Genomic DNA, 20,943 nt, shown 5'->3' with positions numbered 1-20,943 from the left:
GGCAAAGCTTCGACGTGCTGGAGAAGCCGGTCAAGGCCGGTGTACGCAAGGCGATGGAGAAGTTCCAGCAGCTCACCGTAGCCGAGTTGCACGCCGACAAGGGGCTGCATCTGGAGTCGGTGCACAACGCCCGTGATCCGCGGATGCGGACCATCCGGATCACCGACTTCTGGCGCGGCGTGGTGCTCGCACCCGACGACGGTAGCGACACCTTCCTGCTGATCAACGTGGTCCCGCATGACGACGCGTACACCTGGGCCGCGAAGCGGCTCTACACGGTCAACAGCGCGACGCGGGCGTTGGAGGTCCGCAACGTCGTCGCCATCGAGCAGCTCACCCCGGCGCTGGAGCAAGCTGCCGCGCGGGCACCGCGCCTGTTGTTCGCCAAGCACTCCGACACCGTGCTGCGTGACCTCGGCATCGACGACCAGGTGTTGCGGGCGGTCCGCACGATCGTCGACAAGCCGCAGTTGGAGGCGTTCGGCACTCTGCTGCCCGAGGACCAGTTCGAGGTGTTGCAGTATCTCGCCGAGGGCTTCACTCCGGACGAGGTCTACCGCGACGTGATGATCGAGCGACGGCCGGCGGATGCCGCAGCGGCGTCCGGCGACAGCCTGGAGATCGCGATCGCGAACACCGCCAGCCGGATTACCCTGGTGACCAGCCCGGACGAACTCTCCGAGATCCTCGACAAGCCGTTCGCCGCGTGGCGGGTCTTCCTGCATCCGTCGCAGCGGCGGGTCGCGTACCGCATCTCGTACACCGGTTCGGCGCAGGTGACCGGCGGGCCGGGCACCGGGAAGACGGTGGCGGCACTACACCGGGTCAAACACCTGCTCTCCCGTACGCCCGAGGGTCGGGTGCTGCTCACCACGTACACCAACGCCCTGGCCGCGAGTCTGCGGGAGAACCTGGCGCTGCTGCTCGGCGACGAGCAGCAACTGACGCGGGTGGGGGTGACCACCGTCAACGCCGTCGCCAACCGGACCGTGCGCGCTCTCGCCGGTCGGGTACCGATGCCGATCGGGGATGCCGACGAACGGCAGGTCTGGCGGCGGGTGTGCCGCAAGCTGACGCTGCCCTTCACCGAGCAGTTCCTGGCCCAGGAGTACCGGCACGTCGTCCTAGCCCAGGACATCCGCGACCGGGAGGCGTACCGTGCGGCCGGCCGGCGCGGCCGAGGGACAGCGCTCGGCCCACGGCAGCGCGACCGGGTGTGGGACGCCGTGGAGCTGTTCTCCAAGGAGCTGTCGGCCGCCGGCACCGCCACCCACCTACAGATCTGCGCTCGCGCGGCGGACCTGCTCGGCGACGCCGACCTGGCCGAGCACGGCTACCGGCATGTGGTGGTCGACGAGGCACAGGACCTGCACCCGGCGCAGTGGCGGGTGCTGCGCGCCGTCGTGCCGCCCGGCCCCGACGACCTGTTCGTCACCGGTGACCCGCACCAACGCATCTACGACTCACGGGTCTCGTTGAACGCCCTCGGGATTTCCGTCACCGGTCGCAGCAGCCGGCTCCGGATCAACTACCGCAGTACCGAGGAGATCCTCACCTGGTCTACCAAGGTGCTCGTCGGCTCGTCGGTCGAGGATCTCGGCGGCGACGGCGAGGACAGCCTGACCGGCTACCGGTCCCTGTTGCACGGCAGGCGGCCCACCACGCAGGGGTACCCCTCGGCGCAGGCCGAGATCAGCGCGCTGGTCAAGCGGGTCGGGGAGTGGCGCGACCAGGGTGTCGGGCACAGCGAGATCGCGGTCTGCGCCCGGTTCAACACCACCCTGAGCAGCGTGCAGGACGAACTGTCCGCCGCCGGGATCCCCTCGGTCCGGGTGCGCGACCAGCCGGGCGCCGATGTCGACGGCGTACGGCTGGCCACCATGCACGCGATGAAGGGCCTGGAGTTCCGGTGTGTCGCCATTGTCGGCGTCACCGCGAAGACGGTTCCCTTCGCCAAGGAGGTCACGCCGCCCGACGTGGACCCGCTGCAACATGAGTCCGACCTGCTCCGGGAGCGGTGTCTGCTCTTCGTGGCGAGCACCCGAGCCCGGGAAGCTCTGCACGTCTCCTGGAGCGGCGCACCCAGCCCGTTCCTGTCCTTCGCCGCCACCTGAACACATTCTTGGTCGACCTCCGAGTCGGCATCGACTCGATTCGAGCGCAAACTCATCAAGATCGGGGTCTGGCGTTGCTGTTTTCGACACTTGAATATAGACAGTCTTCCCGGTCGATGGTCACGATCATCACATGAGATCCTCACCGCAACCCGGCGCGGAACCCACAAGGTCCACCCGCCGCACCTTCCTGACCGCGTCCGCCACCACCGCCGCAGCGACCGTGGCCGTACCGCTGATCGGCGCCCCGGCCGCAGCGGCCCCCGGTGCGCACCGCATCGACGGACCAGGCAAACCGGCCAAGCCCCAGCAACCCGACAACGAGCTGAAGCGGATCCTCGCCGAGGTCGACGAGGCGCGCATCGAGGCCATTGTGCGGCGGCTGGCCGCGTTCGGGACCCGACACACCCTGTCCAGCCAGACCGACCCGGAGCGTGGCATCGGCGCGGCCCGGGACTGGATCTACCAGGAGATGCTCGGCTACGCTGCGGCCTCCGGTGGCCGGATGACCGTCGAGCTTCAGTCCTACCTTCAGGAACGGGCCTCCCGGATTCCGGTACCGACCCAGATCACCAACGTGATCGCCACCCTGCACGGTGACACCGACCCGAACCGGGTGTATGTCATCACCGGGCACTACGACTCCCGGGCCAGCAACGTCAACGACGCCGTCAGCGACGCGCCGGGCGCCGACGACGACGCCTCCGGCGTGGCGGTGGTCATGGAGCTTGCCCGGGTGCTGGCCACCCGGCGCACAAAGGCCACCATCATCTTCGCCGCGGTCGCGGGGGAGGAGCAGGGCCTCTACGGCTCGACCTACATGGCCAAGCAGCTCAAGGCCGCCGGGGTCGACATCCAGGGCATGTTCAGCAACGACATCGTCGGGAGCAGCACCGCCGACGACGGCACCCGGGACAAGCGCACCGTACGGCTTTTCGCCGAGGGTGTGCCGACCTCCGAGACGCCGCAACAGGCGAACACCCGGCTGTCGACCGGCGGTGAGAACGACGGAGCGTCCCGTCAGCTCGCCCGCTTCGTCACCGACGTCAACCCGCACAGCATCACCGGCATGCAGGTCCGCGTGATCTACCGGCGGGACCGCTACCTGCGCGGCAGCGACCACATTCCCTTCCTGCAGGAGGGCTGGCCGGCGGGCCGGTTCACCGAGCCGAACGAGGACTTCGCGCATCAGCACCAGGATGTCCGCGTGGTGGACGGCAAGCAGTACGGCGATCTGCCCGAGTTCTGCGACTTCCAGTACATCACCCGCGTCGCCCGGGTCAACGGGGCGACGATCTGGTCGCTGGCCCAGGGACCCGGCACTCCGAAGAACGCGAGGATGGCCACCAACTCCCTCACCAACGACACGACGCTGAGCTGGCAGCGGGGCACGGAGGAGGACCTGGCCGGCTACGAGGTGCTCTGGCGGGAGACGACCGAACCGGACTGGACCCACGTCATCGAGGTGGGTGACGTCACCACCGCGACCGTCGACCTGTCCAAGGACAATGTCTTCTTCGGCGTACGCGCCGTCAGCCGGGACGGATACCGCAGCCCGGTGGCGTTCCCCCGCTGACGACAGCCGCGCCGGGGCTCCGAGCGCTTTCGATCCCGTCCGTCTCCGACGGCGGCGGGCGGGATCGGCGCCTCACGCGCCCGTCAACCGCCACACCGGCGTACGCCCCTGATCGGCTGCGGTGGCAGCGTGCCGCCGTGCCGGCTCAGCGGGGCCGGTGACCGGGAGGTCGGTCGACCCGCTGGATGAGGGCCTCGACCCAGCGCTCGAACCGGCTGCTGCCGCCGCCGAGCAGCCCGGTCAACTCGTCGGCGGTCACCCCGCCCCGCGCGGCCAGCGACTCGACCAGGGTGCGCAGCCGGCGGTGGTCGTCGTCGCCCGCCCCCTCGCTGAGGCCGCCCGTGCCCAGGTGCCGCTGCACGTCCTGGAGGATGTCCATCATCTGCGGCAACGTCTCGATGATCTGCGACAGACCCGCCTCACGCGGGCTGGCCGACCCACGCAACTCCTGCAGGGTGAGGGCGACCGACATCGGGGTGACGACGTCGGCGGCCTCACCGAAGGCGTCGATCGCCCGACCGAGCTGGTCCTTGGCGTTGTGCACGCTGTCCAGGTCGGTGTGGTCGACCAGGATCACCCGCATGCCGTGCACGTCGAAGGGCAGCTGTTGGCCCTTGGCCAGCAGCTGCACGAACGGCTTGCGCAGCGCGTGCCGGACGGCCAACTCGTAGAAGACGTTGGGATTCTGGTCGGTGAGGTCGGCGATGACCAGGTCGTTCTGGATGATCCGATCCAGCACCTGCGAGGTGATCAGACCGGCGCGCTCGATCTCGTCGCCACGTACCGCGACGTAACCCCGCTCCTCGACCACCGGGCGGATGACGTGTTTGAGGATCTGGTCGCTGCGTTTGCGGATGTCCGAGCCCTCAGGACCGATCGGTGCGATCACGAAACACTCACGGCGCGCCGGCTGTTCGTTACCCTCCCCCATGGACACAGCGTAGTGGAGTCCAGCGATACGAGTTGTCAGCCGGTCGGGGTCCGGCGTCGATCCCACCGGTTGCGGTGCTCGTCGAGCAGCCGTCGGGCCCGCTCGGTGGCCTGCGCGCTGACCGGTTCGACCGCCCAGCGGGCGAGCACGCCGGCCATGCCGTCGACCAGTTGCCGGCCCACCGGGCTCAGCCGCCGCTGCGCGGCCAGCAGCCGTACGGTGTCGTCGGCGGCCCTGCTCCACCGCGCGAACTCGACCTCGGCGCGGTACCGGGCCGCACCGGCGGCGGTCACCCGCACCTGCCGGCGCCAGAACCCCGCCACACCCAGATGGGCGTACGCGCCGTGCAGCAGGCCGTCCAACGGCCGGGGATCGGTGCGCCACGGCGCGTAGAACAGGTCCGCCGGCCCCGGTTCCAGCAGGGCGAACATGTCGTTCAGCGCGGCCAGTTTGGCGTGCTGGATCTCGTGGGCCAGCACGACGGCGGCGGATCGGGCGTCCGGCGGTAGGGACATGGCCACCGACCCGAAGGCGTGGTGGAAGGTGCCGCTGCGGCTGCCGGCGCGGGGCGAGGGGAGTGGCACCAGCGCGCGTAGCGCGCCGGAGACCTCCTCGGCGACCGGCCGATGGTGCTCGACCAGGAGGTGCCACGCCTCGTCCAGGCGCGACCGCCAGGCGGCGGTCAACTCACCGCCGATCCGGTGGCCGGTGCCGATGCCGGGCACATGCCGCCAACTGCGGGTGTCCAGCAGCAGGGACAACCGCAGCCCGTGGTGCGCCAACTCCAGCCGGGGCACCGGCTGCCAGCGCGGGTCGGTCGAGCCGGCGCCGATGTCGATCCGCTCTCCCGCGCCGTACGCCCAGGCGTGTCCGCGAGCGACCCGGATCCGGGCGCGGGTGGCGGAGACCGGCAGCGCCGCCGTACCGAGACCGGGCAGATCCAACCGACCGGCCGCGCCGGCCGCGAGCGGCACGTCCAGGTCGGTGTCCGTTGCGGTGCGTACGGCTGCGGTGGCCGCCACCGCCGCCAGCAGGCCGGGATACGCCTGTGCCGCACCGGCCCCGCCGAGCAGTGCCACGGTGCCGAACGCCCAGGCGGCGACCGGCGGATGCCCGAGCGCCCCGGCTCGCTGCTCGGGCCGGAGCCCGGCCAGCAGCCGGTACGCGGCCTCGATCGCCGCCCGGTCGGGATGTCCCCGCTCGCGCAGCAGCAGGATGATCGCGCGTACCAGCAGCACCGACTTGCTGTGTTGGGCGGCCCGTAACCGGGCCACGGCATCCGCGCCGCCGCGCCCGGCGGCCAACTCGTCGAGGACCGCCCTGGGCAGCCGATGTGCCGTGGGGATCACCGGGCCGCTCCGGACAGCACCGTGAGATCGCGCCGCACGGTACGCCCGATGTGGCTGATCAGGGCGTACAGGTCGGGGCAGTAGACCGACGGGTTGTCGAAGCCGGTGTCGGCGCGGTAGCGGTGGGTACGCAGCCCGCCGCCGCACACCTGGCGCAGGTCGCAGGCCTGGCAGGTGTCACAGAGGGCTGCCAGCCCGGCCTGCTGCGCGCGTACCGCCGCCACGTCGAGTGCGTCGTCGAACCGGTCCCGCAGCACGTGCAGCCCGGTGTGTGCGGCGCCGGCGTGTGCGGCGGCGAGCGTGTCGTCCATCTCGATCGCACCGTCGGTCTGCACCACCGCCACCGCGACGGGACTGGTGCCCACCCCGGCCAGTCGGGAGGTGCCACCGAGCAGCACCTGGATGATCTCGTCGAAGAAACGGATCCGTACGGGTGCTCCGGGCGCGTGGTACCAGTGCTCGAAGACCGTGATCAACCAGTCCGCGTACGGGGTCGGTCGGGGCTGCGCCACCCGCCCGGGTGGGGGAGTGCTCCAGGTGCCGTGCGGCAGCAGGAAGTCCATCGTCGGCGGCCGGTGCGCCAGCAGGCTGCGGTATGTGGTGACCGGGTCGTTGCGCAGGTCGACGGTGCACAGCAGACCGTTGAACAGGTGCGGGTAGCCGGTGGTGAGCCGGTGTATCGCCGCGTCGACCCGGTCGTGGCTGCCCCGCCCGTCGGGGCCGCGCCGATGCCGGTCGTGGGCGTTCCGGTCGCCGTCGAGGCTGAGGCTGATCCGCACGTCGAGCCGATCGAACAGCCGCAGGTACGCCTCGTCCAGCCGGATGCCGTTGGTCTGCACCGTGATCCGGGTCGGCACCGGCGCCACGCCCTGTCGGATGGCCGACACGGCGCTCTCGATCCGTGTCGGCCCGGCGAGCAGCGGTTCGCCACCGTGCAGGACGACGGAGACGACGTCGAGCCGGTGCGCGCGGGCATGTTCGCCGATGCGGCGCGCGGCCGCCGCAAGCACCGGGGGCGACATCGTCCGGGGCAGGTCCCGCCAGCGCTGGTCGGCCATCGTGTAGACGTAGCAGTGGTCGCAGGCCAGGTCGCAGCGGCTGTGCAGCTTGAGCACGAACTGGCGGAGGGCGACGGGCGGGGCACGGCGGACGGCCGAATCACCGGCTGGCCGGTGGTCCTCGTCGGATCCGGGCATCAGGGGCTCCACGAACTGGCGGCGGCCGGTGGGCCGCCGTCGACACCGACCAGCATACATTGATGAGCGACGTTGACCGGGGAGCCGATGCATCGATGGGCGGCGAACAATGCCGTCCGAGATGGTCCACCGTCGTCGGCTGTGGGTGGCGGGGCGGACCCCCGTAGGGTCGACACCGTACCGTTATCATGGGCGTACGCAGCGGATCTGGCCAACGATCTATGTCCGGCTTCGAGGCGACGCGATCATTGTGCGATATGCAGACAGGCGGTGATCGGGTTGGACATCGGGGAGGACGTGTGGCGCTCCGATCTGATCGATCTCACCGATGTGGACCTGGCCGCCCTGGAGGGCGTGCCCAGCCAGGTCCTGCTGGCCGCGCTGCACCGCCTGCAACGTCGCAGCGCCGCCGCCGGTGACCAGTACGCAGGCTGGGACAGTGCGCTCGATGGCGACGACTGACCAGCAGGCCGGCCCGGCCGCCGTGGGCGTGAGCGAGCCGGCGGGGCACTGCACCATCGTGTCCTTCATGTCGCCCAGCAGCAGCAACTCCGGGCGCAGCAGCGCGGTGGCCAACATCGCCTGGATCCTCGCCTCGAACGGCAAGCGCGTCCTCGCCGTCGACTGGTGCACGAAAACCCCCCGGGTCTACGACTACCTGCGCTCCTTCCGGGTCGACGCCGTCGTCAGCGCCGGGGTGCTCGGCGCGGAGCTGGCCGCGCTGACCAGCCCGCACCCGGACGTACCCGCCCACCGCACCTCGGCGCTGGGCACGCCGCCCGCGCCCGAGCAAGGTGTCCTCTACCGGTACGCCATTCCCGGCACGAGCTTCGGTTTCGCCCTGGTCGGGGTGAGCCTCGAGGTCGACGGCCTACCCAAGGCCGACCCGGTGGGGGCCCGGCAGTTGCTGCGGCAGGCCGGCTACGACTACGTCCTGATCGACACCCCGGTGGATCTGACCATGCCGGGCGTCAGCTACGCCGCGATGCTCAGCGACGTCGCCGTGGTCTCGATTCCACCTCGCCGCCCGGCCTTGCAGGAGGCCGCCGACCTCGCCGACCAGCTGCAACGGCAGGCCACCGGCGGCATCCGGATCCTCGCCGCGCCCACCCTGCGCGACGTCAGCCAACCGTGGTACGGCGAGGCCCGCGACTCGGCCCGCAAGGCGTTCGCGAAGCTGCTCGACGAGTCCGCCGGTGCACCGAACTCATCCATCGAGATCGTGGAGGTGCCCGAGCCGACCTACGACACCTACGACGACGTGCTGGCCGTGCTGGCCGACACCCCCGGCGAGCCGAGCAGCCTGCTGTCGGCGTACGAACAGATGGCCTCCTGGATCAGCGGTGGCGCGGTGACCCGGGTGGCCGAGGTGCCCGAGCGGATCCGCCGCCGCTACCGCCGGGGTGTGCTGCTGGAACGGGCGGAGAGCGCGGACGAGATCCACGTGCTGTACGAGCCGGCGGACCGGCCGTACGCCGACTGGATCGCCGGGCAACTGCGGCGGGCCAACGTCCACGTCCACCCGCACGCGCTGCGGGCCGGCGCCGCACCGGCGTACGAGACGGACGCCACCGTGCTGGCCCTGCTCTCCCCGAATGTGGTCCGGGTGCTCGGCGCCGGCCTGGCGACCGCACCCGGCACCGACATCGAGGTGTTCGGTGTGCTGACCGGCGGCCAGCCACCGAAACAACTGGATCCCAGCCGGATCATCGACCTGCGTGAGGTCGACGCGGCCCGGGCCCAACCCCTGCTGCTGAGCCGGCTGGGTCTCATCGCACCCACCCAGCCCACCGGCGACCTGCGCTCCGCGTCGCGCTACCCGGCCGAGACGGACCGGCGGCTGCGCTCCAACCTGCCGCCGCGCAACGAGTCCTTCGTCGGGCGCAGCGAATACCTGGAACGGCTGCGCGACCAGCTCACCGACGGGGGCGGGCCGGTGACCCTCACCGGCGGGGCCGGCGTCGGCAAGAGCGAGATCGCCCGCGAGTTCGCCCACCGTTTCGCCTACGACTACGACGTGGTCTGGTGGATACCGGCGCAGGACCGGGAGACGGTGCAGGCGGCCCTGGGTGAGCTGGCCCAGGAGATCAACGTGGTGGACAGCGTCGGTGCGGCGGAAGCGGCGGTGGCCGCCCTGTCGGCGCCGCGCGGCACCATCGCCCGCTGGCTGCTGATCTACGACAACGCCGACGACGCCGAGGTGCTGGCCGGCCTGCTGCCCCGCCCCGGCGCCGGTCACATCCTGTTCACCTCCCGCGACGACGGATCGTCGAATCTGCCCGCGCCGCTGGAGGTGGCGGCGTTCAGCGGCGACGAGAGCGTCACCATGCTGCGGCGGATGCTCGGCATCAGCGCCAAGGACGCCCGGGCCATCGCTGCCGCGGTCGATCATCTGCCGCTGGCCCTGCGGCTGGCCACCGCCTGGATCCGTGAGCGCACCCGGGCCCTCGAACGCGAGGGCGTGCCCAACCTGGTGGCGGTCAGCCGATGCGTCGAGGAGCTGCTGTCCTGGCTGAGTCAGCCGGGCGCCGAGGAGCCGACCGAACGGATCCCCGGATCGCGTACCTCCACCGTCGCACGGGTGCTGGACAACACCCTGGCCACCCTGCGGGACACCGAGTTCGGGGCGTTGGCGACGCGGGTCGCCGAGGTCGCCGCGTTCCTCTCCCCGGAGGGGATCGGCCTGCCGCTGCTGCGGTCCACGCCGATGCTGGTCCAGCTCGCCGCGGCAGCCGAGGCCGACCCGCAGGAGTTGCTGCTCGCCGCCGGGGAGATCGACCTGGTGCTGGCCGTGGGTGCCCGGTTCGCCCTGTTCGACATCGACTGGGGGCGGGGTGCCGCGCTGCGGATGCACCGGGCCATCCAGGTCCTGATCCGGGAGTCGATACCCGAGCCGCAGCGGCGCGAACGACACCGTCAGGTCCTGCACGGGCTGGCCGGTTACGCGCCGACCGACCCGGAGGCCGACGACCGGCGTTACCTGCCGATGTTCGAGGAACTGCAACGCCATCTCGTGCCGTCCGGGGCGTTGACCACCGACGACGCGCGGGTGCGGCACTGGGTGGTCAAGCAGGTCCGCTACCTGTTCTACTTCGGCGACAGCGACGCCTGGCAGTCCGCTGTCCGCCTGGCGCAGCAGGCCTGTGACCAATGGACGGCCGACGGCGACTTCGACCAGCTGACCATGCGCCTGTTCGTGCAGACCGCGAACCTGCACCGGGTGCTGGGCAGACCGCAGGAGGCCCTGCGCCTCGACGAGCAGGTGCTCAGCGAGCAGCGCCGCCGGTACGGACTACGGCACTTCCGGACCCTCATCGCGGGCCGGGGTCGCGGCGGTGACCTGCGTGGTCTCGGCCGCTTCGAGGACGCCCTGGTGGAGGACCAGGCCACCCTCGCCGCCTATCAGGAGGTCCTCGGTGGCGACCATCCGAACACCCGGATGGCGATCAACAACCTCGCCATCTCCTTCCAGTTGACCGGCGACGCGCGAGAAGCACTGCGCCTGGCGCACCAGTTGTTCGACCGGTGGATGACCCTCTTCGGGCCGGACGAGCCGGCGACGTGGCGGGCCTCGTGCCTGGTGGGCACGCTGGAACGGGAGAGCGGCGAGTACGAGCTGTCGCTGGCCACCCTGCGGGGGACCCTGGAACGGGTGCACGAGCTGCGGTCGGCCAACCAGCTCGACGAACTACAGGTCAACCGCAGCCTCGCGGTCACCGAACGACGCCTCGGGCTGACCCTCGCCGCGAAGAAGCGCAGCATCGAGACGTTCCGCGGCTACCGGGACCGGTTCGGGGAAGATCATCCGCTCACCCGGTCCAGCCTGCTCAGCATGGCCATCGACTACTACCGGGCCGGGGACGCCGGAATCGCGGTCGAACACGCCATGCGCTGCCTCCGTGGCTACGAGCGGACGCTGGAGACCGGCCACCCGTTCACCGCGGTCTGCTCGGTCAACCTCGGCATCTGCCACCGGGGCACCGGCGAGTACGACCACGCCATCCGCGACGGGGAGCGGGGCATGCGTACCCTGCGGGCCCGGCTCGGCGACGCCCACCCGTGGACACTGACCGCCGCGACGGCCCAGGCCGGTCACCTGGCCGCCCATGGCGAGCTGGCCGACGCCGTACGCCTGCAGCAGGAGACACACCTGACCAGCCTGCGTTTCCTCGGCCGGCGGCACCCCTGCACCGGCGACGCCGCCGCCAACCTCGCCGCGATCGTCGCCCGGCGGGACGGCACGGAGGACGCAGGTGTGACCGCGCTGACCGACACCGACATCGACGTGCCGAGAAGCTGAGGAGTGACCAGGTGACCGACCCGCAGCTGATCGATGCGGTGGTGGAGGAGTCCGCCGAGCAGGACGTGCCGGGGTTCCGCAAGAAGCGGGACCTGTGCCGGCAGCTGCTCCTCGCCGACCCGGCGGTCTACTACATCGCGCACTACACCGGCGGCGTGCTCGACTTCTCGCTGGACCTGTTGGCGCACGAATCGGCGCCGCCCGGTCGCGCCGACACCGATCTGGCGCAGCGCCGTGAGGCCCACCGCCGGGTGGGCGCCCAACTGGCCTACCGCGCCGCCGAGCTCAGCCGGCGGGTCTGGCATTTGCAGTGCGGCGGGCTGGTACGGCTGGCCGTGCAGACCCGGGTCGACTACGTCTTCTGCAACGCCACCGTCGGCGGGGAACACGTGGTGGGCTTCGCGAGGACACCGCCGACCATCGACGCGGTGGTCAACCCGGCTACCGCCAGTCAGAGCGACCAGGGCGCCGCGAAACTCGCCACCGACCTGCGGGGGCTGGTGCGACAGCCGTCGCAAAATCCGGGCGGCTGGCTGACCGAGGCGTACGACCAGTCGTCGTCGGGCGGCGACATCGCGCCCTACCTGACCGGTGCGGACGACGGCGACGCAGTCCTCGCCCGGGCCCTGCACCCCGCCGGCCTGCACTATCTCAGCCACCACCGGTTGGGTGAGCAGGTGACGGCGGTCGACATCCTGCGGCACCCGGATCTCGAACAGTTCTTCAACCGGGGCGCCACCGTGATCGACCGGCGTACCGGCTATGAGCGTTTGGCCCGGGACCTGTCGTTGCTGGCCCTGCAGGTCAGCCGGGACCTCCGGCGGGCGATCACCGGTGAGGTCGAGCGGCTGGTGCTCGACCTGGAGATCGGCGCCGTCTACTACTACCTGCTCGCCCCGGACGAGTACATCTTCGGTGTGTGCCTCGACCAGGACTGGGTCAGCCACGCCGACCAGGCCATGTGGAAGGTGGGCGGGCAGCTCTTCCAGGCCCGCACCTAGCCCGTTGCCGGCTGGTCAGCCGTCGACCACCTGCCGGCGTACCTGCCCACTGAGGCCGTCGAACATCGACCTCGCCTCCGACCAGCTCAGGGACCGGTCCGCTGGCTCGACCGTGGCGCCGCCGTCGGGCAGCGCCAGATCGTCGAGCAGGTCCAGTTGGAACAACGGCAGGTATTCGGCGATCCCGTCGTAGGTCTCGCAGAGCCGGTCCAGCCGTTGCAGGTCGGCCGGATGGGGGGCATGCCGGTGGTTGACGTACCACTGTTCGACACCCTCGCGGAACGCCTCGATCAGCCGTCGCAACACCAGGGCCGTACCCAGCGCCCGCTGCACGTCGCGCGAGCGCAGGCCCGAACGCAGCAGCGGCGCCGCCTCACCGGAGCGGCGTGCAGGCTCCGGCCGGGACGGGGTGAACGCGTCCCGCAGGTGGCGTTCGAAACCGGTGAGCTGATCCAGCGCCTGCACCGCCTCCACGAAGACCCGGGCCACCCGGCCCGGCAGCGGACTGGCGAGCCCCGCCTCGGCCGGGTGCGTCGTCGCCGACGTGCTCCGCTGCGCCGGCCCTCGGGAATCCGGACGTAGGTCACCCCGAATCTCGTCCAGCTGGTACGACAGCCGTTCCAGTGAGCGCTGAGCGTTGGTCTGTTGACGCTGGATACGCTCGACCCGCTGCCGTACCGAGGTCAACGCGTCCGCGCCGAGCGCCTGCTCCAGCCGACGCATCGACGCCTTGACGCTGCCGGACAGATCCTCGGCGAAGGTCTGTGGATCGTGGACGATCGGCTCCACACTGAACGTCTCGGTGAGGTCCGCGGCGAACTCCGCCGGCAGGTGCCCGACGACGACCAGGATGACCTCGCTGTCCGGCACCGCCGCCCGGATCGCCACCACCCGACGGTTGAGCTCGTCGACCTCCTCGGACTTGAGCACCGACTCGGTCAGCAGCACACAACAGCCGGCGCCCTGCTCGTCCAGCGGCACCCAGAAGTCGACCGGCAGATCCCGCAGCGAACCGATCAGATGGTCCCGCTGGTACGACCAGCCCTCCTGGGTGAGCACCCGCCGCACGTCGGCCGCGACGTCCTGCCGGCTGGCCAGGTCGAACTGGATCCGCACGGCCTCCCGGACCATCCGGTGGGTGACCGGCGTGCCGTCCTGCACCGCACGCTGGTAGAGGTGGTAGCACAACCGGATCAGTCGCCGTGGCACACCGTCGGTCAGGTTGGTCAGGTATTCGGTGGTCTCCACCGTGAAAGGTGACAGCCTCGCCTGGCCGAACGCCCGCAGCTGGCTCTGCCGGATGAAGTCGCGTACGTCCTGCGCGTTGAGCGCGGACATCCGCACGATCGGCCCGATCCGTTGGCGTACCTGCGGAGTCAGCAGGTGCAGCAACTCGGGCAGACCGGCGATCACCAGCAACGCTCCGGCCGACGCGAAGACGCCGATCATCCGGGAGAACCGGGCCAACGTCTCGTCGTCCGGCCGCCCGGCCGCGGACAGGATCTTGTCCAGCTCGTCGAGCACCAGGACGAACCGTTCGTGTCGGCGCGCGTACAGCAGCGCCAGCACGCCCATCGTCTCCACCGCGCCGGACTCCACATCCGTCCGCGCGACGACACCGACGCTCGTCAGGGCCGGCCCCGGCGGGTAACCCATCAGCCAGTCCCAGGCCGGCGCCTCGGTGGCCGGATCGGTCAGCATCGCCAGGACCGTACCGAAGGACGGGTCGGTGGTGACCTCGGCCAACTCGGCCCGCAACCGCTCGGCGAGCAGCCCCGTACCGGACGGTGTGCGCTCATCGTCGGGTGCCGTGCGCTCCCGCTCCGGTGTCACCCGCTCTGCGGCGGGTGGCGTCGCGGCACCGGCCGACTCCGCCCGGTAGTCGTCGACCAGGGCGCGTACCGCCTCGCGGGACAGCCGGCCCAGGAACCCTCGACTCAGCGACAGGAACGTGTCGGCCGGCGCGTCGAGGTACACGGCCTGACCCGCCCCCGTGGTGCTTCGCCGGGCATGAGCCAGCAGCTCGGCCGCGAGGTGCGTCTTGCCGGTGCCGTAGTCACCCACCACGGCGACCGTTCCGCCGTTGCCGGTGCGCAGGTAGTTGTCGAGGTGGGCGAGCGCGTCGCGGATGGCCACCGTGACCACGGTGGTGGCGAGCGCGCCGCCCTCGGTCACTCGGGCCACTGCTGTCGGGGAGAACGGATTCACCGGGTCGACCGCCGCCGGATCTTCGATTGCGTCCATTGCCCTGATCCTCCGGTAGCTCTGGTCTGGGCACCAGGCAGTCCCACGCCGGAGGTCGGTTTCCCCGTACGCCGCCACCGGAACGTCCTCAAATCGTAGCCGTCGGTAGCCATCCAGGCGGACCCTCAACCGGGCGCAGATGGGGCTCACCTGCAAAAAAGACCCGATCGGCGGGTCCGCCGAACGCCCTCGTGATCGACTGCGTCCAATACCATTGGCCCATGGGCGCAGTCCGGTGGCCGCGATGCCGACCGGGGCGGCCCCGACCGGCCGGTTCCCGTGCGCACGGCCCTCCGAAGGAGGACACCGCTCGATGATGTACCCGGCCTCCGGCTTTGCCCGGCCGTCCGTCTGGTGGCTGCGGGTGGTGTTCGGAGTCATCGGGGTGGTCGCCCTGGTCCTCGGCTACCTCGGGTTCGACCGGCTGCGCACGGTACGCCCGGAAGCCATCCACGATTCCTACGACGTGCTCTACTACGCGCTGCAACTGTTCTTCCTCAGCGCCGAACCCTTCGAGGAACCCGGCCCCTACCCGTGGCAGTTGCAGGTCGCCCGGTTCGTCGCCCCAATGTTCACCCTGCTCGCCGTGGCCGAGGCGGCCCGCCTGCTGCTGGCCGCCGAGATCCGCCGGTGGCGGGCCCGGCGGGCCAGCGGCCACGTGCTGGTCTGCGGCGACTCCCAGTTCGCCCACATGCTCGCCGACCGACTCTTCGCCGACGGTGAACGGGTGGTCGTGGTGCGCTCCGAACCGTTCGGTCCGCTGGAGTACCGCCGACGTCGGTACCTCGGGGTGATCGGCGACCCCACCAGCATCGAGGTGCTGCGCGGCGCCGGTCTGCCCAGGGCACACACCATCTACGCCTGCACCCACGACGACGACCTGAACCACGCGATCGCCAACACCGCCAGTCGCCTGATCCACGACCGACGCAATCCGCCGCGCGTCTACGTCCAGGTTCACGATCCGGAGATGTGCCTGTCGTTGCAGGCGCGGCGGCTCGGCGCCGCCGGTTCCAGTCGGCTGCGCCTGGACTACTTCCACGTCGACGACATCGCCGCCCGCGCGCTGCACCGACACCACCCGCTGCGACCGGCCCGGGGCCGGACCACGACCGTGCTCATCGTCGGCAACGGCAGCTTCCGTCGCGCCCTGCTGGTCGAGACGGTCCGACACTGGCGAGCCCAGCGCACCCGGGCGGACCCGGCCGGAGCACCGCTGCGGGTGGACCTGGTCGCCCCGGACGCCAGCGCCGAACTCGCACTCGTGGCGGCCCGCTACCCGTTCCTGCGTACCGTCTGCCGGGTGACGACGCACGACCTGGACATCGACGGGCTGACCGGGTTGGCGCAGTTCGCCGTCGGCGGCTACGACCGCATCTACATCTGCCTGCGGGAAGAGGACAGCGGCCTGCAGTTCGCGTTGGACACCCCCGCGCTCTGGCAGGGCACCCGCAGCACCGTCTTCGTGCCGGTCTACCGGCAGGCCGCGCTCGCCGCCGCCTTTCACGGCGACTCCCGCCACGACCTGCTCGACGAGGTCCACGGCAAGCTGTGCCTCTACCCGGTGCTGACCCACGCCTGCGAGGCCCGACTGATCGCCGAGGACCTCACCGAGCGGCTGGCCCAACAGATCCACGAGCGGTACCTGCACGCCCGGCAGCGCGCCGGGGTACGCCTCGGCGAAGCCCCCGCGATGGTGGACTGGTCCCGGCTGCCCGAGTCACTGCGCCGCGCCAACCGCAGCCACGTCCAGGACATCGCCGCCAAGCTACTCAACCTCGGCTGCGTCGTGGCACCCCGGCACGGGCACACCGGGGACGCCTCGGCGGCGGGCCAGGCCATCACCGACCGCATCGAGCAGTTGGCCCGTCTCGAACACGAACGGTGGTGCCGGGAACGGCGCGCGGAAGGCTGGACGTACGGTGAGCCGCGTGACGACGTCCGCCAGCGGCATCCCGAACTGCGACCGTGGGACGAATTGAGCCCCGCCGTGCAGGAGCAGAACCGTGAGGAGATCCGGGCCCTGCCGGATGTGCTGTCCGACAGCGGGTTCGAACTGATCCGGCTGACCAGCACGGTGCCCGCACCACGGCCGGGAGCAGCCGATGGCCGCTGAGAACAGCCCGCTGCGCGTCGGCATCGCGGGCCACATCCACCTGGCACCCGGCAGCGAGCGGCCGATCGCCGACGCGCTGCGGGTCGAACTGGGCCGCCTCAGCGACCGGCCGGTACACGGCGTCACCTGCCTGGCCGACGGCACCGACCAGATCTTCGCGCGGGTGGTCCTCGCCACCGGCGGCACGTACGAGGTGATCCTGCCCGCCCTGGACTACCGCGACACGATCACCGCCGCGAGTCGGGCCGACTTCGACGAGTTGCTGGGGCGGGCCAGCGGAATCATCCACACCGGGCACCACCACTCCGACACCGCCGCCTACGTGGCCGCCAACCAGGAACTGTTGAGCCGGGTGCAGTGGCTGGTCGCGGTCTGGGACGGGTCACCGGGCTGCCACGCGGCCTCGACGGACCGGACCGTCGAGGCGGCCCGGCAGCGCGGCATCCCGACCACCATCCTGTGGCCCGCCCAGGCCCGCCGCGCCTGACGGCCTCAGACCCCGTGGGCGAACAGCGCCAGGCGCACCCGGTTCGGGCTGCCGGTCTTGGTCATCAGGCTGGTGATGTGGGTCTTGACGGTGGTGACGCCGATGTGCAGACGATCGGCGATCTCCGCGTTGGACAGGCCCTCGGCGACCAGCTCCAGCACCGCCTGTTCGCGGGCGGTCAGCCCGTCGAACGGTTCGGATGCCCCGGCGCGGGCGTGCACCGCCCGGTGCACCAGCCGCCGCAGCACCTCCTGGCTGAACGGGTTGTCCCCGGCCGAGGCCCGGCGGATGCCGTCGAGCAGGTCGGTGGGGGGCGCGTCCTTGAGCAGGAACCCGCAGGCACCGGCGGTCAGGGCCGGATAGAGGTGGTCGTCGTCGCCGAACGTGGTCAGCACCAGTACCCGGGTGGCGGGCCGATCGGCGAGGATGCGGGTGGTCGCGGTGATCCCGTCCACACCGGGCATCCGCAGGTCCATCACCACCACGTCAGGCCGCAGCCGGGTGGCCAGGGAGATCGCCTCGCGGCCGTTGTCGGCCTCACCGACGACCTCGATGTCGGGCGCGGACTCGCAGAGCATCCGCAGGCCCGCGCGGATGAGGTGCTGGTCGTCGACCAGCAGCACCCGGATCATGACACCCCTTCCGCAGCGGCGGGCAGGACCGTGCGGACCTGCCAGCCCGTACCCTTGATCGGTCCGGCCGTCAACCGGCCGCCGAGCACCTCGACCCGCTCCCGCATCCCCGGGATGCCGTGACCGCCGCCGCCCGGCACCGCAGCCGACACCGGGCCACGCCCGTCGTCCACGACCTCCCAGTGCACAGCGTCGTCGAGCATCCGTACGGTCAGCCGGGCCACGGCGGACGGGCCGGCGTGCTTGGCCACGTTGGTCAGCGACTCCTGGGTCAGACGCAGCACCGCCAAACCCCGTACCGCGTCGATCGAGGCGATGGCCGGGTCGATGTCGGCCTCCACGGTGATCCCGGCCTGGCGGGCCCGATCCACCGCCGCGCCCAGGGCGGCCGGCAGCGCCGCCGGCTCGATCGCGGTCAGCGCCGCGTCGCCGCGTACCGTGTCGGGGTCGCGCAGCACCGCGACCAGCCGGCGCAGGTCGGCCAGGGCCGCGGTGCCGGTGCCGTGCACGTCGTCGAAGACCGCGCCCACCCGCGGATCCAGGTCCGTGAACACATGCCGGGCCACGCCGACCCGCAGCACCATCGACGCCACGTGATGCGCCACCACGTCGTGCAGTTCGCGGGCTATCGCGCTGCGTTCGTCGGCGCGGGCGGCGCGGGCCTCCGACTCCCGGCGACGCTGCTCCTCCGCCGCCCGCTGCTGTGCCTGCGTGGTCAACTCGCGGGTCGTCCGCACGACCAGGCCGAGCAGCAGCGGAACGCCGACCTCCAGCAGCAGCCCGACCACACCGGCGAGGATCCGGGGCAGCGGTTCGCCGATCGAGTCGGTCAGCGCGACCGCCGCCAACCCGGCGGCGGCCAGCCAGATCGTCCGGGTCGCCTCGGCCCGCATGGTCAGTTCGAGCAACGCCCAACTGGCCCCCACCTGGTTGATCGTGGTGTCGTCGACCAGGTGGATCGCCACGGCCAGCAGCGCGGTCTGCACCACCAGGTTGATCAGGGGCCGGCGGTGCAACACCAGGCCGAGCGAGAACGCGATCACCGCGAGGACCCACTGCGTGGCGGGCGGTCGACTGCCACCGAGCGGGCCGAAGATCAGGTAGCCGAGACCCGCGAGGTCGAGCAGGACCATCCGCGCGAAGCTGTCCCGCGCGTCGAACAGGCGTCCCACCCAACCCACGCGGGTCACCCTAGCTCTCCGGACCGGCCGGGCGCGGCGTCCACCTGCCCCGGATGGCCAGGTACGCGGCCAGGCCGAGCGGCCCGAGCAGGATCGTCAACACCAGCACCGGCGCCATCACCAGCGACGGCACTCCCCGCTCCCGGCTGTCCAGCCACGCCCACCGACCGACGAACAGATCGAACACGATCATGTGTGCCCATCCTGCTGCCGCGCCGTCCGCCCCGCCCAGCAGGTCGCGTACCCCGTCGAGGGTCGGGGACGCCACGGCCGGCAGCACCTCGCCGAGCGCGGGCAGCACCAGCAACGCGTAGATCACCAGGCCGGGGATCACGATCAGCGGCGAGGCGATGATCCGGGCGGTCACCGACCACTTCGGTGCCAGGATCATCAGCGCCCAGAACGGCGCGGCCACCGCGAACGTCAGCGTGAACAGCACCTCGGTCATGTCTGCTCTCCTTCATACCGGCACACGGTGAACCTGATGCTCCGCCCGCTCACGCCGCCAGCGCCACTTCGGATTTGCGGCCACGAGCCACCACCAGCGCGGCGGCGACGGTGCCGACCATCAGCGCCGCCGCGACGCCCAGGGTGAGCGCGTCCGGCCGCAGCAGCGGCTGCCCCCGCAACGCCTGCCAGGTGACCAGGAGCGTCAACCCGGCGTACGCGCCGCCCGCGACGACCAGCAGCCGCGCCCGGGCATCCCCGTCGAGGCGGCCACCGCCGAACCGGCCGAGCAGGATTGCCAGGACCGGCAACACCTGCATCGCGTGCAGCCCCACGAAATGGCCGATCCGCAGATCCCCGCCGGTGCTGCTCCAACCGACCAGGGGCAACCCGGGACCACCGTCGACCGCCCCCACGCTGTGTGCCCCGGCGATCCCCTCGGCGGCCGACCCGTCACCGGCCATCACCATCGGGATCGCCACCAGCATGCCGAGCAGCGCCAGCCCGAACCCCAGCCCGATCGCGTACCGGCCGGCCCGGTCCGCAACCGGCTGCCGCAGCACCGCCACCGCGAGAACGAGGTGCGCCACGGACAGCAACATGATCGCCGCACCCATCAACAGCCACAGCACCGCATTCAACGGGCTTGTCACGTTGTAGTGGCTGGTCGTGCCGCGCAACACCTGCCCGACGATGATGGCCATCTCCAGCACCCCCAGCGCGACGATGACGGTGGTCGTCCACTCCGCGACTTTGCTGCGCCGGCGCAGCAGGGAGAGCAGCCAGGCCAGGGTCACGCCGTACAACACGAAGGACACCGCGAACTTCAACGGCTTGAGCCAGATCGGCGCACCGGTCAGGACCCGCTCGTCGACGACGACGCCGACGGCGGAGACGACGGCGAGGGCCGCCATCGCCCAGACGAAAACCATCAATGGACGGTGCCAGGTCGTCCCCTGGCGTCGACAGGTACCAGTCATGCCTCCGATGCTGTTCGGCGTAGTGCCGCAGCGCGCCCGACCGCAGGCCCCAACCACGACCACGGGTCTGACCGCCGCCTCCTACCCTGGTAGGAGGCGGTTGCCGCCGCACTGCCGCGAGGCCGGCAGCGAGCGACGCTGACCAGGCCCACTGCGGTCGTTGCCGGTCAGCGCCACGGGATCTGCTCGTTCACCACTGCAATGCCATCAGGACGTTGCAGCTGGATGACGCCACTGAATGACTCAACCAGTCGCGGAACGTCGGACTCGTAATCCTGGCGCGTCCAGGCCAGCCTCAGAGGGTGTTTGAGAAGGGGCTATGACGTCGGTTGTTGGTGGTAGGTGCGGCGTTGTTGGCGGGTGGCTGGTTGGCCTCGGGTGAGGCGGCG

Annotated in this window: 15 protein-coding genes; 7 read left to right on the top strand and 8 right to left on the bottom strand. The window is 71.1% G+C overall.

Annotated features, from left to right (window positions below; all coding sequences use genetic code 11):
- Positions 1-14 precede the first annotated feature (14 nt).
- Entirely contained in the window at positions 15-2,114 is a 2,100-nt protein-coding gene (locus tag AB0M35_RS14295) for a UvrD-helicase domain-containing protein (protein ID WP_363745271.1), read from the top strand.
- A 133-nt stretch (positions 2,115-2,247) separates the two neighbouring features.
- Positions 2,248-3,690, top strand: coding sequence for a M28 family metallopeptidase (locus tag AB0M35_RS14290; protein ID WP_363745269.1), 1,443 nt, complete (start codon positions 2,248-2,250; stop codon positions 3,688-3,690).
- A 145-nt stretch (positions 3,691-3,835) separates the two neighbouring features.
- Here AB0M35_RS14290 and AB0M35_RS14285 read toward each other — a convergent pair whose 3' ends face one another.
- Genes AB0M35_RS14285 through AB0M35_RS14275 form a run of 3 tightly spaced genes read right to left on the bottom strand, consistent with a single transcriptional unit; the run spans position 3,836 to position 7,166 of the window.
- A complete protein-coding gene (locus AB0M35_RS14285) occupies positions 3,836-4,621 on the bottom strand; it encodes a hypothetical protein (RefSeq protein ID WP_363745267.1) in 786 nt (261 codons plus the stop codon).
- A gap of 35 nt (positions 4,622-4,656) precedes the next feature.
- Entirely contained in the window at positions 4,657-5,970 is a 1,314-nt protein-coding gene (locus AB0M35_RS14280; RefSeq protein WP_363745265.1) for an HEXXH motif domain-containing protein, read from the bottom strand.
- On the bottom strand, positions 5,967-7,166 hold the full coding sequence (locus tag AB0M35_RS14275; protein ID WP_363745263.1) for an FxsB family cyclophane-forming radical SAM/SPASM peptide maturase: 1,200 nt from the start codon (positions 7,164-7,166) through the stop codon (positions 5,967-5,969). The genes AB0M35_RS14280 and AB0M35_RS14275 overlap by 4 nt, the downstream gene beginning before the upstream one ends.
- Before the next feature lie 270 nt (positions 7,167-7,436).
- Between AB0M35_RS14275 and fxsA the strand changes: the two genes are divergently transcribed.
- From fxsA to AB0M35_RS14260, 3 genes are read left to right on the top strand one after another with little or no spacing between them, the layout of a single operon-like run.
- On the top strand, positions 7,437-7,628 hold the full coding sequence (fxsA, locus tag AB0M35_RS14270) for an FxSxx-COOH cyclophane-containing RiPP peptide (RefSeq protein WP_363745261.1): 192 nt from the start codon (positions 7,437-7,439) through the stop codon (positions 7,626-7,628).
- Entirely contained in the window at positions 7,615-11,466 is a 3,852-nt protein-coding gene (gene fxsT, locus AB0M35_RS14265) for an FxSxx-COOH system tetratricopeptide repeat protein (protein ID WP_363745259.1), read from the top strand. Before fxsA ends, fxsT begins: the two co-directional genes overlap by 14 nt.
- An 11-nt stretch (positions 11,467-11,477) precedes the next feature.
- Positions 11,478-12,467: a hypothetical protein gene (locus tag AB0M35_RS14260; protein WP_363745257.1), complete on the top strand. Its 990-nt coding sequence runs from the start codon at positions 11,478-11,480 to the stop codon at positions 12,465-12,467.
- A 15-nt stretch (positions 12,468-12,482) separates the two neighbouring features.
- On the opposite strand, the gene AB0M35_RS14255 is transcribed toward AB0M35_RS14260, so the two are convergent.
- Positions 12,483-14,711: an AAA family ATPase gene (locus AB0M35_RS14255; RefSeq protein WP_363745255.1), complete on the bottom strand. Its 2,229-nt coding sequence runs from the start codon at positions 14,709-14,711 to the stop codon at positions 12,483-12,485.
- Between the two features lie 313 nt (positions 14,712-15,024).
- Here AB0M35_RS14255 and AB0M35_RS14250 point away from each other — a divergent pair, with 313 nt between their 5' ends.
- Together AB0M35_RS14250 and AB0M35_RS14245 are read left to right on the top strand one after the other, a co-directional pair.
- On the top strand, positions 15,025-16,827 hold the full coding sequence (locus tag AB0M35_RS14250) for a RyR domain-containing protein (RefSeq protein WP_363745253.1): 1,803 nt from the start codon (positions 15,025-15,027) through the stop codon (positions 16,825-16,827).
- Positions 16,817-17,314: a hypothetical protein gene (locus AB0M35_RS14245; protein ID WP_363745251.1), complete on the top strand. Its 498-nt coding sequence runs from the start codon at positions 16,817-16,819 to the stop codon at positions 17,312-17,314. The genes AB0M35_RS14250 and AB0M35_RS14245 overlap by 11 nt, the downstream gene beginning before the upstream one ends.
- Positions 17,315-17,319: 5 nt before the next feature.
- Here the strand turns inward: AB0M35_RS14245 and AB0M35_RS14240 are convergent, their stop codons facing one another.
- The 4 genes from AB0M35_RS14240 to AB0M35_RS14225 are packed head-to-tail and all read right to left on the bottom strand — an operon-like array spanning position 17,320 to position 20,506.
- The gene (locus AB0M35_RS14240; RefSeq protein WP_363745249.1) at positions 17,320-17,946 is read right to left on the bottom strand and encodes a response regulator transcription factor; all 627 of its coding nucleotides are present in this window, start codon (positions 17,944-17,946) and stop codon (positions 17,320-17,322) included.
- Complete coding sequence (locus tag AB0M35_RS14235; protein ID WP_363745248.1) at positions 17,943-19,127, bottom strand: histidine kinase; 1,185 nt, start codon at positions 19,125-19,127, stop codon at positions 17,943-17,945. Before AB0M35_RS14235 ends, AB0M35_RS14240 begins: the two co-directional genes overlap by 4 nt.
- A gap of 10 nt (positions 19,128-19,137) precedes the next feature.
- Complete coding sequence (locus AB0M35_RS14230; RefSeq protein ID WP_363745247.1) at positions 19,138-19,575, bottom strand: ABA4-like family protein; 438 nt, start codon at positions 19,573-19,575, stop codon at positions 19,138-19,140.
- 49 nt (positions 19,576-19,624) lie between these two features.
- The gene (locus AB0M35_RS14225) at positions 19,625-20,506 is read right to left on the bottom strand and encodes a hypothetical protein (RefSeq protein ID WP_363745245.1); all 882 of its coding nucleotides are present in this window, start codon (positions 20,504-20,506) and stop codon (positions 19,625-19,627) included.
- Positions 20,507-20,943: the final 437 nt, after the last annotated feature.

Origin of the sequence: Micromonospora sp. NPDC051196 (assembly GCF_040682415.1) — a bacterium.
GTDB lineage: Bacteria > Actinomycetota > Actinomycetes > Mycobacteriales > Micromonosporaceae > Micromonospora.
The sequence above is the reverse complement of the archived record's forward strand: the minus strand, read 5'-3'. Positions and strand labels throughout refer to the sequence as shown.